15 protein-coding genes and 1 tRNA gene are annotated in these 15,186 nt (G+C 67.5%); 3 read left to right on the forward strand and 13 right to left on the reverse strand.

The window, feature by feature from the left end; translation table 11 throughout:
- From Q673_RS28360 to Q673_RS28380, 6 genes are all read right to left on the reverse strand, one after another.
- A partial coding sequence (locus tag Q673_RS28360) for a ParB family protein (RefSeq protein ID WP_023006100.1) occupies window positions 1–1,434 on the reverse strand: 1,434 nt, incomplete at its 3' end.
- 75 nt (window positions 1,435–1,509) lie between these two features.
- On the reverse strand, window positions 1,510–1,746 hold the full coding sequence (locus Q673_RS28365; RefSeq protein ID WP_031218185.1) for a hypothetical protein: 237 nt from the start codon (window positions 1,744–1,746) through the stop codon (window positions 1,510–1,512).
- Window positions 1,739–2,119: a DUF7673 family protein gene (locus Q673_RS0118445; protein WP_023006102.1), complete on the reverse strand. Its 381-nt coding sequence runs from the start codon at window positions 2,117–2,119 to the stop codon at window positions 1,739–1,741. Before Q673_RS0118445 ends, Q673_RS28365 begins: the two co-directional genes overlap by 8 nt.
- Entirely contained in the window at window positions 2,116–3,519 is a 1,404-nt protein-coding gene (gene dnaB / locus Q673_RS28370; protein ID WP_023006103.1) for a replicative DNA helicase, read from the reverse strand. Before dnaB ends, Q673_RS0118445 begins: the two co-directional genes overlap by 4 nt.
- The gene (locus Q673_RS28375; protein ID WP_023006104.1) at window positions 3,506–4,372 is read right to left on the reverse strand and encodes a ParA family protein; all 867 of its coding nucleotides are present in this window, start codon (window positions 4,370–4,372) and stop codon (window positions 3,506–3,508) included. The genes dnaB and Q673_RS28375 overlap by 14 nt, the downstream gene beginning before the upstream one ends.
- A 65-nt stretch (window positions 4,373–4,437) precedes the next feature.
- A tRNA-Ile gene (locus Q673_RS28380) sits at window positions 4,438–4,514 on the reverse strand.
- Between the two features lie 151 nt (window positions 4,515–4,665).
- Between Q673_RS28380 and Q673_RS28385 the strand changes: the two genes are divergently transcribed.
- Window positions 4,666–5,700: a CNNM domain-containing protein gene (locus Q673_RS28385; protein ID WP_031218191.1), complete on the forward strand. Its 1,035-nt coding sequence runs from the start codon at window positions 4,666–4,668 to the stop codon at window positions 5,698–5,700.
- Between the two features lies 1 nt (window position 5,701).
- Here the strand turns inward: Q673_RS28385 and Q673_RS28390 are convergent, their stop codons facing one another.
- From Q673_RS28390 to Q673_RS28420, 7 genes are all read right to left on the reverse strand, one after another.
- Window positions 5,702–6,676: a hypothetical protein gene (locus tag Q673_RS28390; protein ID WP_023006106.1), complete on the reverse strand. Its 975-nt coding sequence runs from the start codon at window positions 6,674–6,676 to the stop codon at window positions 5,702–5,704.
- Window positions 6,669–8,489, reverse strand: coding sequence for an ABC transporter ATP-binding protein (locus Q673_RS28395; protein ID WP_023006107.1), 1,821 nt, complete (start codon window positions 8,487–8,489; stop codon window positions 6,669–6,671). Before Q673_RS28395 ends, Q673_RS28390 begins: the two co-directional genes overlap by 8 nt.
- Before the next feature lie 72 nt (window positions 8,490–8,561).
- Entirely contained in the window at window positions 8,562–9,365 is an 804-nt protein-coding gene (locus Q673_RS28400; RefSeq protein WP_023006108.1) for an ABC transporter ATP-binding protein, read from the reverse strand.
- A complete protein-coding gene (locus Q673_RS28405; RefSeq protein WP_235048514.1) occupies window positions 9,362–10,468 on the reverse strand; it encodes a FecCD family ABC transporter permease in 1,107 nt (368 codons plus the stop codon). The genes Q673_RS28400 and Q673_RS28405 overlap by 4 nt, the downstream gene beginning before the upstream one ends.
- 19 nt (window positions 10,469–10,487) lie before the next feature.
- Entirely contained in the window at window positions 10,488–11,456 is a 969-nt protein-coding gene (locus tag Q673_RS28410; RefSeq protein WP_031218194.1) for a FecCD family ABC transporter permease, read from the reverse strand.
- Between the two features lie 56 nt (window positions 11,457–11,512).
- A complete protein-coding gene (locus Q673_RS28415) occupies window positions 11,513–12,442 on the reverse strand; it encodes an ABC transporter substrate-binding protein (protein ID WP_023006111.1) in 930 nt (309 codons plus the stop codon).
- Between the two features lie 100 nt (window positions 12,443–12,542).
- A complete protein-coding gene (locus tag Q673_RS28420) occupies window positions 12,543–12,983 on the reverse strand; it encodes a hypothetical protein (RefSeq protein ID WP_152527105.1) in 441 nt (146 codons plus the stop codon).
- Window positions 12,984–13,071: 88 nt separating this feature from the next.
- On the opposite strand from Q673_RS28420, the gene Q673_RS36950 reads away from it, so the two are divergent.
- Window positions 13,072–13,953 carry a TonB-dependent receptor plug domain-containing protein gene (locus Q673_RS36950; RefSeq protein ID WP_235048512.1) on the forward strand — a complete coding sequence of 294 codons (882 nt, stop codon included), beginning with the start codon at window positions 13,072–13,074 and terminating at the stop codon, window positions 13,951–13,953.
- Window positions 13,857–15,104: a TonB-dependent receptor domain-containing protein gene (locus tag Q673_RS36955; RefSeq protein WP_235048513.1), complete on the forward strand. Its 1,248-nt coding sequence runs from the start codon at window positions 13,857–13,859 to the stop codon at window positions 15,102–15,104. Before Q673_RS36950 ends, Q673_RS36955 begins: the two co-directional genes overlap by 97 nt.
- Window positions 15,105–15,186: the final 82 nt, after the last annotated feature.

The following is a 15,186-nucleotide window of genomic DNA, read 5'->3' on the forward strand; positions in this document are numbered from 1 at the left end:
CACGCCGAGCTCGCTGGCCAGATGGTGACGGTAGCCGCGCTTCCCTGGAGTCTCTTCCCAGCGGGACTGGGTCAGCCCCTCGAGGCGGGCAGCCCGCTCGGCCTCCGTCCGCGCTGCACCCTCTGGCCAGTCATCCGCCTCCTCTGCGGGTGCCGCCATGGGCCCTGAGTCAGCCTCCGATGCCGACTCGCTGAATACCGGCACCGAGGGAGACGGTGACTCGCTCAGCTGCTGTTTTTCGCGCTCCAGCGCGGCTACTTGCTCACGCAGCCGAAGCAGCTCGGCGCTCTCTGCTCTCTCATCGTCGGTAGGCGCGTCTCGGCTAAGGGTCCGAGGCGACGGTAGCTGCTCGGCCTGAGGGTCGGTCTGCGGCTGAGATTGAGGTTCACGGCCAGGATCTGAAGCGGGCACCTTCACCACCGGCGCACCGCCCGTGGCGGGCTCGGGCAGCGGTGGATAGAGAGAGGGCGGCTGGGCGTCGGGGTCACGCATCTGCTGCAACTCAACGTCCAGGGCCTCGAAGGCCTGATGCTCTTCCAGGTCCCAGCGCCGCTTGCGATAGGTGACGATATTGTCGAGGGTCAGCTCGCAGACGTTGAAGTGCACGCCCGTGTAGTCGGCCAGCATGCCGCAAAGCCGATCCACCACGATGCCCCAGTTCATCTCGGTCTGGCCCTCGTCATCGAACCAGGCCATGGTCTGGTGCCAGGTATCGGCAAAGCCCTGGGGCTCGACCTCCTGGGTGCAGCGCTCCCAGATCAGTCGGCAGGCTTCCCGGTAGCTGATCAGCTTCTCGACCTGCGGCCGCCCCAGGCCGCTGTAGAGGGTATTGGGCAGCGTGGGCAGCAGATGCTCGACGGTATAGAGCATCTTGCTGATATGGCTCTGGGCCACCTGGTAGCCGTCCTCCGCAAGGCGCTTGACCAGCTCACGCTGCGAGAGCGTGTCGCCGCTCTCCTCCTCGTACATCGCCTTGGCGTCCATCACGCCCTTGGCTCGCTCGATCCAAAGCAGCTGGCCACGGTTGTCGTTCTCGCTGAGGTGCCCCGTCAGCATCTTCACTTCCGACTGCCAGGGTCGGTACAGGGCATAGAAGGCGTGGAAGCGCGACTCACCGGTCTCTTCATAGAGCTCGCGCAGGATCTGCAGGCGGGTATTGCCACCGTCGCAGATGGTGTAGTGCTTCTCGCCCGGCCGCTGGGTGACCGGGGGCTTGTGCTTGAGGCCCGCTGCACGGATCGACGCCTTGATCTCCTCGTACTTGGGGTTCTGGACCTGCCGGGGGTTGTGCTCGTAGGGCTTGAGCACGTCCAGAGTGACCCAGACGGCCATCTCCTGGTCGGGTGGTGTCACGGCATCCACGGGCTGCCCCTGACGCTTGGGGCCGGGCTGCATCAGGCGCTCACGAAGCTGCTGGTCGGTCGGGCGTTTCATCGGCGGTACTCCTCGGTGACGAAGCGGGCGAAGGCGGCACCGCCATGCGGCGCCTGGGTGCTGATGACAGTGGCATCACTCGTCATGGCGGCCCCTCTGCTGCCACTCCGCCCGGCGAAGCTGGGAGCGTGCATTCAGTTCGGCACGGCGGTCCTTGGTGGTAAAGGAGGTGAAGACCGGCGCACAGCCCGGCTTGCTGAACCTCAGATGCCCGCCGCTGGTACGCTGCACCTCCCACCCCCGGGTGGCGGCATAGCGCACCAGACGCTGCATCCCCTTGCACCCCCGTGCTGCCGACAGCGACTTACTCATCGTTGCCCTCCTCGACCTCCCAGAAGCGTTTCAGCAAGGCATCACCACCCTCGATGAAGGTGTGGATCTCATGGCCGCTATAGGTGGCCATCTGGATCACAGCGAGGGCACCCTCCTGCAAGTCAGGGTCGAGCCCGCGCAGTCGCTGCATCTCGAAGGGCCAGCTGTCGCCGTTGTAGAGCCCAAGGAGGAGACGACGCAGGTGATGGGACTGGCCGCTGTGACCCTCAGCCACGCGGATCAGGTGCTCGAGGGCTGGTAGCCCTTCCTTCTCAGCCTCAAGCTGACGCTGGCGGGAGTCGTTCATGACCTGGGCCAAGGCCTGAGAAAGCCGGGAACGGGGCTCGGGTGTGCGCACGCGATGCTGGCTCATGGGGTCACCTCCTGATGCTGCCAGGCCAACGGCTTGAAGCGCGCCGACTCTCCCTGGAACGCCAGGTGCACAGTGCCGGTGGGGCCGTTGCGCTGCTTGCCCAGGATCAACTCGGCCAGACCGTGGCTCTCTTCGTTGTCGGAGTGGTAGACCTCGTCGCGGTAGATGAAGGCGATGACGTCGGCATCCTGCTCCAGCGCGCCACTGTCACGTAGGTCGGCCATGCAGGGGCGCTTGTTGGGGCGGGTCTCCAAGGAGCGGTTGAGCTGCGACAGGGCAATCACCGGGGTGCGCAGCTCCTTGGCGGTTTCCTTGAGGATGCGGCTGACCTTGCCCACCTCGAGGGTGCGGTTTTCGCTGCCCGGCTCCTGAAGCAGCTGCAGGTAGTCCACCAGGATCATGGAGGGGCGCCCGAAGCGGCGGGTCATGCGGCGAGCGCGGGCCTTCAGGCTGGAGGCGGTGATGCCCGAGGCATCATCGATCAAGAGCTTCCCGTCCAATTGAGTGAGCCGACTGACCGCGGCGGTTACCTTGGGCCAATCCTCGTCTTCCATCTTTCCGGTGCGCAGCTTCTGCAGGGAGACATCGCCCAGGCTGGCGATCAGCCGCAGCATCAGCTGCGACTCGGGCATCTCCAGGGAGAAGATGAACACCGGACCGGTAGCCTCCTCTGCCATCAGGGCATGCTCCGCGAATCCGAGCCCCATGGCGGTCTTGCCCATGGAGGGGCGGCCGGCCAGGATGATGAGATCCCCGGGCTGCCAGCCCGCGGTCATGGCATCCAGCTCGCTCAGGCCGCTCGGGATTCCCGTCACCCCACCTTGCGCATTGAAGGCCTGATCGATGACGTTGATGGCCTCCCCCAGCATCTCCTTCATGGAGCTCAGCCGGTCATGACGTTCCTCCGTCAGGGCGAAGAGCTTCTGCTCGGCCTCCTCGATCAGCTCGGCGGCTGTGCGGCCCTGAGCATTCAGTGCCTGCTGGTTCAGCGTGAAGCAGGTGTGGATCAGCTGACGCAGCGCATGGCGGTCCTTCACGATCTCGGCATAGGCCGCCACATTGGCCGCGCTGGGCGTATTACGGGCCAGCTCTGCCAGAAAGGCGAGCCCCCCCACCTGATCCAGCTGGTGGGCTTCCTCCAGTGCTTCGGAGACCGTCACCACGTCCATCGGCTGGTCGCGCTCGGCCAGCCCCTGGATCGCCTGGAACACCAGACGATGAGCCTGCTGATAGAACATGGCAGGGGCCAGGCGGTCGGCGACCTCGTCCCACATGGCGTTATCCAGCAAAAGACCGCCCAGCACCGACTGCTCCGCCTCCAGGCTGTGGGGAGGCAGATAGCCGGCTTCCGGGCGCTCTTCTGCCACCCGGAGTTCGACCAGATTCTCAATGGCACTCATCGTGGCAACCTCCCTGCATGGCGGTGGTGCTGACCATGGCGTCGATCAACGGCTGCCAGTCTGGGTTGAGCTCACAGGCCATCGCCTTGACCTGGTCGGCAGCGGCGGGCGACTTGCGGCCGGCGGGCTTGCGCGGCTCGAACTGGTGAGCCGGCAACCCGGCACTGGCCGCCTGTCGGAAGGCGACACCGGCGCGGATGGTGCTCTGCATGACGGTGACGCCCTGCTCGCCGGCGGCGAACATCTCTGCCAGCGTCTGGTGGATGCCCCGCGCATCGGCGGTTTCATCCAGGCGATTCACGAGTACGGAAACGGGGGGAACGGAGAGGTGGGTGAACTGGCTGAGCGCCTCGAGATCGCGCAGCAGGCCAACGGTGCCACGCACGAACTCACGGGCAGAGAGCAGCTCGGGAGTGATGGGAGAGAGAGCGTGATCGGAAGCCAGGACCGCCATCTCCAGCGTGATGGAGCGCGCCCCCTGGGTGTCGATCAGGATGAGGTCATAGCCCGACAGATTGGAGAGCAGCTGGGCAAGCCGGAAACGGCCGTCCGGGGCGTTGAGCAGCAGCTGAGGGAGCTGGCCGGCATGATCGTTGGAGATCACTACATCCAGATTGGGATGGGCCGTCTGCGATATGACGCGGTCGGGAGCCGTGTCGCTAAGCGCGATCAGCTCATAGGTGCCGCCGGGGGCTTCGGTGCGGAGGGGGTAGTAACTGGAGAGCGTGGGCTGGCTGTCCAGGTCGATGAACAGGACCTTGAGGCCCGCATCGGCCAACAGGCCACCCAGGTTGGCGGTGACGGTGGTCTTGCCGACGCCGCCCTTGGTGGAGATAACAGACATGATACGCATTGATGTTGCCCTCGTGTGGTGACGAGTGGCGTAAGGGTCGACCCCCAATCAATGCAGTGCGTACCTGGTGGGCCCAGCAGGACTCGAACCTGCGACCAAGGGATTATGAGTCCCCTGCTCTAACCAACTGAGCTATAGGCCCTTTCGGCGGGAGCGCCAGGGCGGCGCCGCGACGTATGATAGCGAATGCCGATGGCCGAGGCCAGCCGCGCGGCTTGCGGGGGAGTCGGCCCTTCGGCGAAGATGCCGGGGCCGCCGAGGGCGGCATTCCCCTGGCCACCCTGCGAGACCTCATGTTCCTGCTGATTGCCTTCGCCGCCCTCTCCATCGGCGTCTCCTTCCTCTGCTCGCTGCTCGAGGCGGCGCTGCTCTCGATGACGCCGAGCTACGTGGCCCAGGTGCGCGAGGCCAACCCCCGGCTGCACGCCAGGCTCAACGACCTGAAGCGCAACATCGACCAGCCGCTGGCGGCGATCCTCACGCTCAACACCATCGCCCACACGGTGGGCGCCACCGGCGTCGGCGCCCAGGTCACGGTGGTGTTCGGCGAGGCCTGGCTGGGGGTCGCCTCGGCGCTGATGACGCTGCTGATCCTGTTCGTCTCCGAGATCATCCCCAAGACCATCGGCGCCACCTACTGGCGCCAGCTCTCCCCCATGCTGGCCACCACCCTCAAGGTGATGGTGTGGAGCCTGAAGCCCTTCATCTGGATGTCGGAGCAGATCACCCGGCGCATCGGCAAGGACGCCATGGACACCGACATGCGTGGCGAGATCAAGGCGCTGGCGCAGATAGGCCAGGAGGAGAAGGCGCTGGACCCCGAGGAGACCCGGGTCATCGTCAACATCCTCAACCTGCACGACATCACCGTGAGGAGCGTGATGACCCCGCGCACCGTCTCGGTGACGGCGCGGGCCGGCATGACGGTGAAGGAGTTCGACGCGGCGTGCGGCGACTCGCCCTTCACCCGCTTCCCGGTGATGGATGGCGGCGAGCAGGCGCTGGGCTATGTGCACCGGGCCGACACCTACAACGCCGAGGACGACGTCGACCTCAAGACGCTGATGCACCCGATCAAGACGGTGCTGGACGGCGAAAGCGTCGAGCAGGTGTTCATGGCGATGGTGCAGGACCGCCAGCACCTGTGCGTGGTCTACGACGACCTCGGCACCTGGGTGGGGCTGATCACCCTGGAGGATGTCATCGAGACCATCCTCGGCCAGGACATCGTCGACGAGACCGACAACGTCGCCAACCTGCGCAAGTACGCCCGCCAGCGCTGGACCAAGTCGCTCAAGAAGGCGCAGCAGAGGCCGGCAGAGGAGTAGCTCAGCCCGGCGGGGTGCCCGGGCGGTCGGGGATCAGCCGGCCGGGCACCAGCCGCAGGTAGGCGAGCATGCCGAACAGCTCCACCAGCGACTGGACGACGATGACCACCACCGCGGCCTGCCAGCCCTGGGGCAGCGCCAGGGCGATGGGCAGCATCACGAAGGAGTTGCGGGTGCCGAGGCTGAAGGTCAGGGTGCGCGCCGCTGGCGGCGAGAGCCCGAACAGCCGCCCCAGCCCCACGCCCAGCAGCGCGGCCAGCGCCAGGTAGCCGACGAAGAGCGGCAGCACCTGGAGCACCACCCCGCTCACCCCCGCCATGCCGGCGACCTGGGTCGCTGCCACGAGCAGCAGCACCGCGGCGAGCAGCGGCACCGGCAGCCAGCCCAGCCCGGCCACCAGGCGATGCGCCCCCGCCCGGCGGCTTGCCAGCCGCCGGGTCAGCCAGGCCGCCGCCAGCGGCACCAGGATCAGCCCGGCGAAGGCCCCCAGTAGCGGCCCGCCGATGGCGAGGCTCAACCACTCCGCCCCCAGGAAGAGCCACAGGTAGCTCGGCAGCGTCACCAGCTGCAGCGCCAGCAGCAGCGGCGTGGCGGCGATGGCACGCCCGGCGTCGCCGCGCCCCAGGTGGCTGAAGGTGATGAACCAGTCGGTGCAGGGCACCAGAAGCACCATCAGCACGCCGAGCTTGACGGCCGGCGCCATTGGCAGCGCCACCACCAGGCTGCCGACGAGCAGCGGCAGCAGCAGGAAGTTGCCGAGCACCAGGGCGCCGGCGAAGCGCCAGTCCCGCGCCGCCAGGCCGAGGCGGCCCAGCGGCACCTGGGTGAAGGTGGCATAGAGCAACAGGCCGAGCAGCGGCCAGAGCCCGCCCTCCAGGCCGGCGGCTGCCGCGGGGCGTAGCCCGCCAAGGGCAAGGCCGGCCAGGAGCGCCGCCAGGTAGACCCACACCTGGTGGCGTTCCAGCGCCTCACGCACTGGGGGTGGCTCCCTCGGCGGCGGCCAGCAGCGCCCCGGTCTGCACCCGCCACTGGGCGGCGTAGCGGCCGTCGGCCGCCAGCAGGGTGTCGTGGGTGCCGCGCTCGGTGACCCGGCCGCCCTCGACCACCACGATCTCGTCGGCGTGGACGATGGTGGAGAGGCGGTGGGCGATCATGATCACGGTGCGGCCGTGGCCGATGCGCGCCAGGGAGCGCTGGATGGCGGCCTCTGTCTCGTTGTCCACGGCGCTGGTGGCCTCGTCCAGCACCAGGATCGGCGGGTCCTTGAGCAGCGCCCGGGCCAGCGAGAGGCGCTGGCGCTGGCCACCGGAGAGGCGCACGCCGCGCTCGCCCACCGGGGTATCGAGCCCCTGGGGCAGCGCCTGGATGAAGGCCCACGCCTCGGCGGTCCTGGCCGCCTCGATCACATCGGCCTCCGGGGCGTCGGGTTTCCCATAGGCGATGTTGTCACGCACCGTGCCCTCGAACAGGTAGACGTCCTGGCTGACCAGCCCGATGGCGCCGCGCAGCGAGGCGAGGCTCACCGCGTCGATCGCCTGGCCGTCGATGCGGATGCGCCCCGCGTCGGGATCGTAGAAGCGCAGCAGCAGCTTGATCAGGGTCGACTTGCCGGAGCCGGTGGCGCCCACCAGGGCCAGGGTATTACCCGCCGGCACCTTAAGGCTTATCTGCTCCACGCCCCCCTCGCCTTGCGCGTAACGGAAGCTCACCCCTTCGAAGCTCACCTCACCCCGCAGCGGCTCGGCCAGCGGTGCGGAGGCGTCGTCGCGCACCCGGATCGGCACCGCCAGCAGGTCGAGGATGCGTCGGGTGCTGGCCATGGCACGCTCGAACAGGTCGATCACCTCGGCAAGGCCCGTCAGCGGCCACAGCAGGCGCTGGGTGAGGAACACCAGCACGCCGTAGGCGCCCACGTTGAGCTCGCCCTGCAGCGCCAGCATGCCGCCCACGGTGAAGGTGGCCAGAAAGCCGGCCAGTATCGCCATGCGGATCACCGGGATGAAGGCGGAGCTGACCTGGATGGCGCGGCGGTTGGCCTCCACGTAGGCCTCGCTCACCTCGCGCAGGCGCGCCGCCTCGCGGGCCTCGCTGGTGAAGCTCTTGATGGTGGCGATGCCGGCCAGGTTGTTGGCCAGCCGGCTGGCCAGGTCGCCCACCTTCTCGCGCACGTCGGCGTAGAGCGGGCCCGCCTTGCGCTGGAAGTAGAAGGCGCCCCAGATGATCAGCGGGATGGGCGTGAAGGCGAGCAGCGCGACCAGCGGCGAGATGACGAAGAACACCGCCCCCACCGCCACCACGGTGACCCCGACCTGGATCAAGGCGTTGGCGCCGCCGTCGAGGAAGCGCTCCAGCTGGTTGATATCGTCGTTCATGGTGGCCACCAGCTGGCCGGAGCTCCTGGACTCGAAGAAGGCCATGTCCAGGCGCTGGGCGTGCTCGTAGGTATCCAGGCGCATGTCGGCCTGGAGGCGCTGGGCGAGGTTGCGCCACAGGATCTTGTAGAGGTACTCGAACAGCGACTCGCCGGCCCAGATGAAGAAGGTGAGCACGGCCAGGATCATGATCTGCTCCTGAGCCGAGGTGAAGCCCAGGCGTGCCACGAAGCTCGCCTCCTGGTTGACCACCACGTCGATGGCCACGCCGATCAGAATCTCGGGGGCGATATCGAACAGCTTGTTGATGATCGAGCAGGCGCTGGCGGCGAGGATGCGCCGGCGGTAGCCGCGGGCGTAGCGCAGCAGGCGCACCAGCGCCTGGAAGCTGCTGGGGGTGGCCGGGGTGGTGGTCATGGCGAGTCCTTGTGGTTGGCCCGGGCAGGATACCGATTCACCCGCGCGCCTCCAACGCGAGCGCTTCGGCGGCTACGGAAGTCGACGCAGATCGGTCAGCAGCGGCGTGCCGCTCGCCGGGTCATGGATCAGGGTACAGGCAACGCCGTAGAGCTCCGCTACCAGCGCCTCGGTGACCACCTCGGCCGGCGAGCCCTGGGCGATAATGACGCCACCGCGCATGGCGACCAGGTAGTCAGCGTAGCGACAGGCGCTGGCCAGGTCGTGGAGCACCAGGGCGATGGTACGCCCGCGAGCCGCCAGCCTGCACACCAGTTCGAAGACCTCCAGCTGGTGCCCCAGGTCCAGCGCCGAGGTGGGCTCATCCAGCAGCAGCAACGGCGTCTGTTGGGCGATGGTCATGGCGATCCAGGCGCGCTGGCGCTGTCCGCCGGACAGCGACTCCAGCGGGCGTTCCGCCAGGGCCTCGAGGCCGGCGGCGGATAGCGCTTCGTCTACCGCCCGCCGATCGTCGGACGACCACTGGCGCAGCCAGCCCTGGTGGGGCTGGCGACCGAAACGCACCAGGTCTCCTACCGTCAGGCCCTCCGGCGCGCCGGCCTCCTGGGGCAGCAGCGCCAGGCGCCGTGCCAGCTCCCGGGCCGGCAGGCGCTGGATATCCACGCCGTCGAGCAGCACCGCCCCGCCGGCGGGGGCGTGCAGGCGCGCCAGGCCGGCCAGCAGGGTCGACTTGCCGCAGCCGTTGGGGCCGACGATGGCGGTGACCCGCCCCGGCGGCAGGGTCAGGGCCAGGTCGTCGATGATGGTCGTCCGGCCGTGGGCCAAGGAGAGCGCGCTGGCCTGCAGCAGGTTCGCGGGGTGGGCGGAGGCGTTCATGCGGGGCTCCTCGAGGGTCGCAGCAGGATCCACAGCAGCCAGGGGCCGCCGACGATGGCGGTGACGATGCCCACCGGCAACTCGATGGGGGCCAGCAGCAGGCGACCCACCAGGTCGGCCAGCACCATCACCAGGGCGCCGGCCAGGGCCGAGGCGATCAGTGGCACGCCGCGCGGCGAGGAGAGCGAGCGGGCGATCTCCGGGCCGATCAGCCCCACCATGCCCACCGGGCCGGCGACCGCCACCGCCAGGGCGGTGAGCTGCACCGCGAGGGTCAGCACCTGGAGCCGCCGGCGTTTGAGGCGGATGCCCAGGCCGCTGGCCACGGCATCGGAGAATCGCAGGCCGGAGAGCGAACGCCCCAGGGCGAGGGCCAGCGGCACTCCCAGCGCCAGCCCCGCGGCCAGCACCGTCACCGCCCCCGGCGAGCGGGCGTTCAGGGTGCCCACTGTCCAGGGGTAAGCCGCATTGGCGCTGTCGATATCCACCTGGGCCAGCAGCAGCTGGGTGACGGCACCGAACACCGCACCGATGCCGATGCCGGCCACGATAAAACGATAGCCCCGGGTATCCCCGCCGCTGGCCAGGCCGAAGGTGATGGCGGCCGCGGTGGCACCGCCGACCAGGGCCATGGCGGGCGGTGCCAGGGAGGTGCCGAGCCCCACCACCGAGGCCACCGCGAAGGCCGTGGCGCCATTATCGATGCCGATGATCCCCGGCGTGGCCAGGCGGTTGCGGGCCAGGGTCTGCATCAAACAACCGGCTAGCGCGAAGGCGGCGCCGGTCAACCAAGCGGCGACCAGTCGCGGCAGGCGCAGTTCCTGGACGATAAAGGCGGCAAAAGGGTCGCCGCTACCCAGCAAGGCGGGCCACAACGCCGCCAGCGACAGCCGCTCGGTGCCCAGCGCCAGATAGGCCAGCGATGCCACCAGCAGGGCCAGCAGCAGCGACACGCCAACCGACAGATCCCGGCGCTCGACCAGCAAGCTGATATCACCCACTGCCAGGCGCCAGTGTCCGAGCGGCGGCGTAACATCTTCTTCGGGGGCAGTCCTCGACCCAGCTAGGATAGATTTCCAGGAAGCAAACCGTTCGAGCTCCATATTCATTCTCTTCGCCTCCTTACAGTTTCGGCAGGCGCCGGGCGCGCACCACGGCCACCAGCACCGGGGCGCCGAGCAGCGCGGTGAGCACCCCGATGGGCAGCTCCGCGGGGGCCACCACTAGGCGTGAGACGATATCCGCGACCAGCACCATCAGCGGGCCCAGCGGCAGGCAGAGCCACAGGGTGCGGCGGATGTCGGGGCCGGCCAGGGCACGGGCGGCGAAGGGCACCACCAGGCCGACGAAGGCGATGGGCCCGGCCAGGGCGGTGGCCGCCCCCACCATCAGCGCCACCGCCAGGATCACCAGCAGGCGCACGCGTCCCGGATGGTGACCCAGCCCCGAGGCAACCCGCTCGCCCAGCGCCAGGGCGGCCAGCGGCCGAGCGATGACGGCGATGATCCCCAACGCCAATGCCAGGCTGGGCAACACCGCCAGGAGGTCCTCGAGGCGGCGCCCCGCCAGGCTGCCCACGACCCAGAAGCGGATCTCGTCGGCGGTGCGTTGATCGAACAACAGCAACAGCGAGGTGAGTGAGGCGAGCAGCGCCGAGAAGGCGGCACCGGCCAGCACTAGGCGCACCGGGTCACCGCCCATGCCACGCAGACGCACCACGCTGAGCACGGCCACACAACCCAGCAGCGCTCCCACCTGCCCCACCGCGATGCGCAGCGTCGCCGCGCTGGCGCCCAGCCACAGCGCCACGCCCACGGCGAAGGCCGCGCCGGCACTGACCCCGAGCAGCCCGGGCTCGGCCAGCGGGTTGCGCGACACCGCCTGCAGCAGCGCCCCAGCCAACCCCAGTGAGATACCGATGACGATGCCGATCAGGGTGCGCGGTGCACGCAGCGCGCCCACCACGAAGGTCGCCTCGTCATCACCGTGCCCTGTCAGCACGGCCAAGGCGCGACCCGGGGTTACCTCGCCGGCGCCCAGCAACAGGCTGACGATGGCCACCGCTGCCAGCAGCACCAGCAGAAACATCATGACACGCCAAAGCCCCGCCGGGCGGCGGGGGTGACGACACAAGCCGCTCGCCGCCATCAGGGCAACAGCGCGGCTTCGATATCGTCGAGGATCGCCTGGGCGGCCAGCGGGCCACTGGCGCTGGTCCACAGCTGACCATCCACCGGAACCACTCGATCGCTCTCCACGACCGGCAGGCGGGCGAAGGCGGCTGACTGCTTGGCCGCTTCCAGGGCCTCGTCGCCCTCCACGTTCAGTGTGGCCAAGAACAGCCAGTCGCCCTCCAGCCGCGAGAGGTTCTCGAGGCTCAGCGGATCGCTGTGCACCCCACGCTGATTGACCAGGCCGGCGTCGTCGACCGCCAGGCCGGCGGCCGCCAGCACGCCGCTGGTGAACAGCGACTCGGACATCACCAACGGGCCCTGGGGCATCCAGCGCACCAGGTTGGCGCTGCCGTCCACCCCCGCCTCGGCGAGGTCCACGGCGAGGGCGGCGGCGCGCTCCTCCACCTCGATAATGGCCTTCTCCAGCGCCTCGCCACGCCCCAGGGCCTCGCCGAACAGGCGTGCCTCATGTTTCCAGTTGTCGGCGGCCAGCTCACGGGCCTGGGGCACCACGGTGGGGGCGATCCGCGACAGCAGCGCGTACTGCTCGGCGGAGAGCTGCGGCGCCGCCAGGATCAGGTCCGGCCGCTCGGCCAGCACCGCCTCCAGGTTGATCTCGCGCACCACTCCGACGATGGTCGGGCGGGTCTCTTCATCGAGATGGGCCTCGATATAACGAGCCACGCCATCGCCGCCTCGGGTGGTAACGGCGCCCACCGGTGTCACCTCCACCGCCAGTGCGGCATCCAGGGCGCCCTCATAGAGGGTCACCACCCGCTCGGGGGCATCGGGGACCTCAATCTCGCCGTGGGCGGTGGCAACGCTGGCCGCCTGGGCAGTGGTCATGGCCAACAGGGCGGCCAGACCAACACAAGTGGAGGCGATGGATTTCAGGTGCTGCATTAGAAGAGGCTCCTTGCGTGAAACTATATGATAATGACTATTAGAATCTCTTGCATGGCACTGCTCAGGCAACAGGACGTTCGAGTAACCGCAACACTGGTCAGCGGGCGAGGGCCTCCACCACTTCATCCACCTGCGCCCGGACGCTGCCGAGACCGGCACCGGAGAGGTACCAGAGGTCCGCCGACAGCGGCACCACCTCCTCGCCCAGCGACTCGGCTGCCTCACCCTGGCGACCTGTAACCAGGATCAGCTGTGGCTCGGCCGCGGCGACAGCCTCGGCATCCGGGGTCTTGAGGCCGCCGACATCGGCACGTCCTTCGAGCAGGTGCTGCATATAGGCCGGAGCAGCCTGAGAAGGCAGCCCCACGACGTGCGCCTCGAGACCCAGCGCCTCCAGGGTGTCGACGCTGCCCCAGTCGAAGCTGACCACCGCCGGCCCTTGGGTGGCCCGAACTTCATGTGAGTCCGCACTGGCCTGCCCCACCAGGGTCAGCGACGCCATCGCCAGAGCCAATGCACAGGTGCCAAATCCTTTCATGATCGCCCTCCTTGAAATGGGAATCGATTGCAACAAGACTCGGCACCTTATCACTACCCACGTTGCAATACTCGGAACAAGGCCTTCGATGAAACAGACTTTCAAAAACAAATACGAATCTTTATCGTTTTGTCCGAATAAGGTCGCCGGCCACCACAATCCCCACGAGCAAGGAAGTTGCAAGATGTCAGTCTCACTCCCCTTTCCCCATCGACGCTCCACCCTGGCCTTGGCGATCTCCGCTACCTTCGCCAGCGGCACCTCTCTGGCCCAGGAGAGCACCGAGCTTGAGCCGGTGGTAGTCACCGCCTCGGGCTTCGAACAGGCGATCTCCGATGCCCCGGCCAGCATCTCGACGATCAGTGGCGAGGAGCTCAACAAACAGTCCTACTCGAGCATCGTGGATGCCGTGGATAACATCCCAGGCGTCTATGTCACCGGCGGCGGGTTGTCGAAGGACATCAGTATCCGTGGCATGGATGACAGCTATACGCTGTATCTGATTGATGGCCGCCCGATCAACGACGGCCGCACGGTCAACACCAACGGCACCGACAGCAGCAAGCAGATCGGCCTGCCACCGATCTCGATGATCGAGCGTGTGGAGGTGATTCGTGGACCGATGTCATCGCTCTATGGCTCTCAAGCCATGGGCGGCGTTGTCAATATCATCACCAAGAGAGTGACCGACGACTGGGCGGGCTCGGTCACCACCGAATACACTCACTCCTTCAACGACATCAACAACGACGGTCAGCAGGTCAGCTTCTTCACCGGCGGACCGCTGATCGAAGGCCTGCTCGGTGCCCGCATTCACGGCAGCTGGGTCGGCCATGAAAGTACACCCATACGCCCGGGCTCAGCATTGACTTGGTGGATAGCCGCGGCAACCCGGCGGAAACCAACACCACCCGCTACGACAAGGACGTCTACACCTTGTCGCACAAAGGCAACTACGGCGGCTTCCTGACCGACACCTACCTGCAGCACGATATCTCCGACCGCCACCTCAGCGGGGCCGGTGAGGAGAAGACCAATGAAATGACCACCTTCAATACCCAGTCGACCTACTTCTGGGGCAACCACATGCTGACGTTCGGCGGCCAGTACAAGTACGAGGACCTGACCGACGACACCAATGGCCTGCTCTCCTCCAATGTTCCCGGCGCCGTCAATCGCGTGGATCGCTGGCTCGCCTCGCTGTTCATGGAGATGGAGTGGAGCCTCACCGACGACCTCAACCTGACCACCGGGGTGCGCTATGACGACGACGAACTATTTGGCGGCCACTTCTCGCCACGCGTCTACGCCAACTATCACCTGGCCCCCGAATGGACCCTCAAGGGCGGCGTCTCCACCGGCTACAAGCAGCCAAGCCTATCGGATGCTACCGAAGGCTTCGGACGCGGCACCGGCGGTGGCGGCTCCCCTGCACCACACCCCCGCGCTTTGATTATCGGCAACACGGACCTCGACCCGGAAACCAGCACCAACTACGAGCTCGGTATCGCCTACAACAATACCGCGGGGAGCCTGAGCGCCAGCGCGACACTGTTTCACACCCGATTCGACGACAAGATCGCCGAGGATCGCTTCTGCGAAACACCCAATGCCAATCGCAATGACCCCGCCACCTGGACCTGCCCCTACGCCGGCAATGAGTTCGTCTTCCTGAGCACCCGCAAGAACATCGACGAGGCCGAGATGCAGGGGGTCGAACTAGCGCTGGGTTATGACATCACATCCCGGCTAAGCATCACCTCCAGCTACACCTACACCGAGTCCGAGCAGAAGACCGGGGAATTCGCCGGTGAGCCACTCAACAAGACCCCCGAGCACATGTTCAACGTGCTGCTCGACTGGCAGGCCACCCGCGACCTCAACCTCTGGGTGCAGAACAATATTCGCGGCGAGACCAGCGATTACCTGGGCCGCAGCAGCATGAGCGACGGCACCCCCGGCTACGGCTTCGTCGATGCCGGCCTGGTCTACGCCCTGAATGACAAGGCCCGCGTCAAGGCCGGCCTCTACAACATCGGCGACAAGGAGGTCACCAACGACGACTACGAGGTCGTGCTCGACGGTCGCCAGCTCAACCTGGGGCTCACCGTGGACTTCTAGGCCTCGCGCCCTGTTGCGGCCCCGCCGCCCCACCGCCAGGCCTCCTATCCTCCCCATCGTCCCCCAATGCTTCGTCCCGGCC

It is taken from the genome of Halomonas sp. PBN3 (assembly GCF_000475415.1).
Lineage (GTDB): Bacteria > Pseudomonadota > Gammaproteobacteria > Pseudomonadales > Halomonadaceae > Halomonas > Halomonas shengliensis.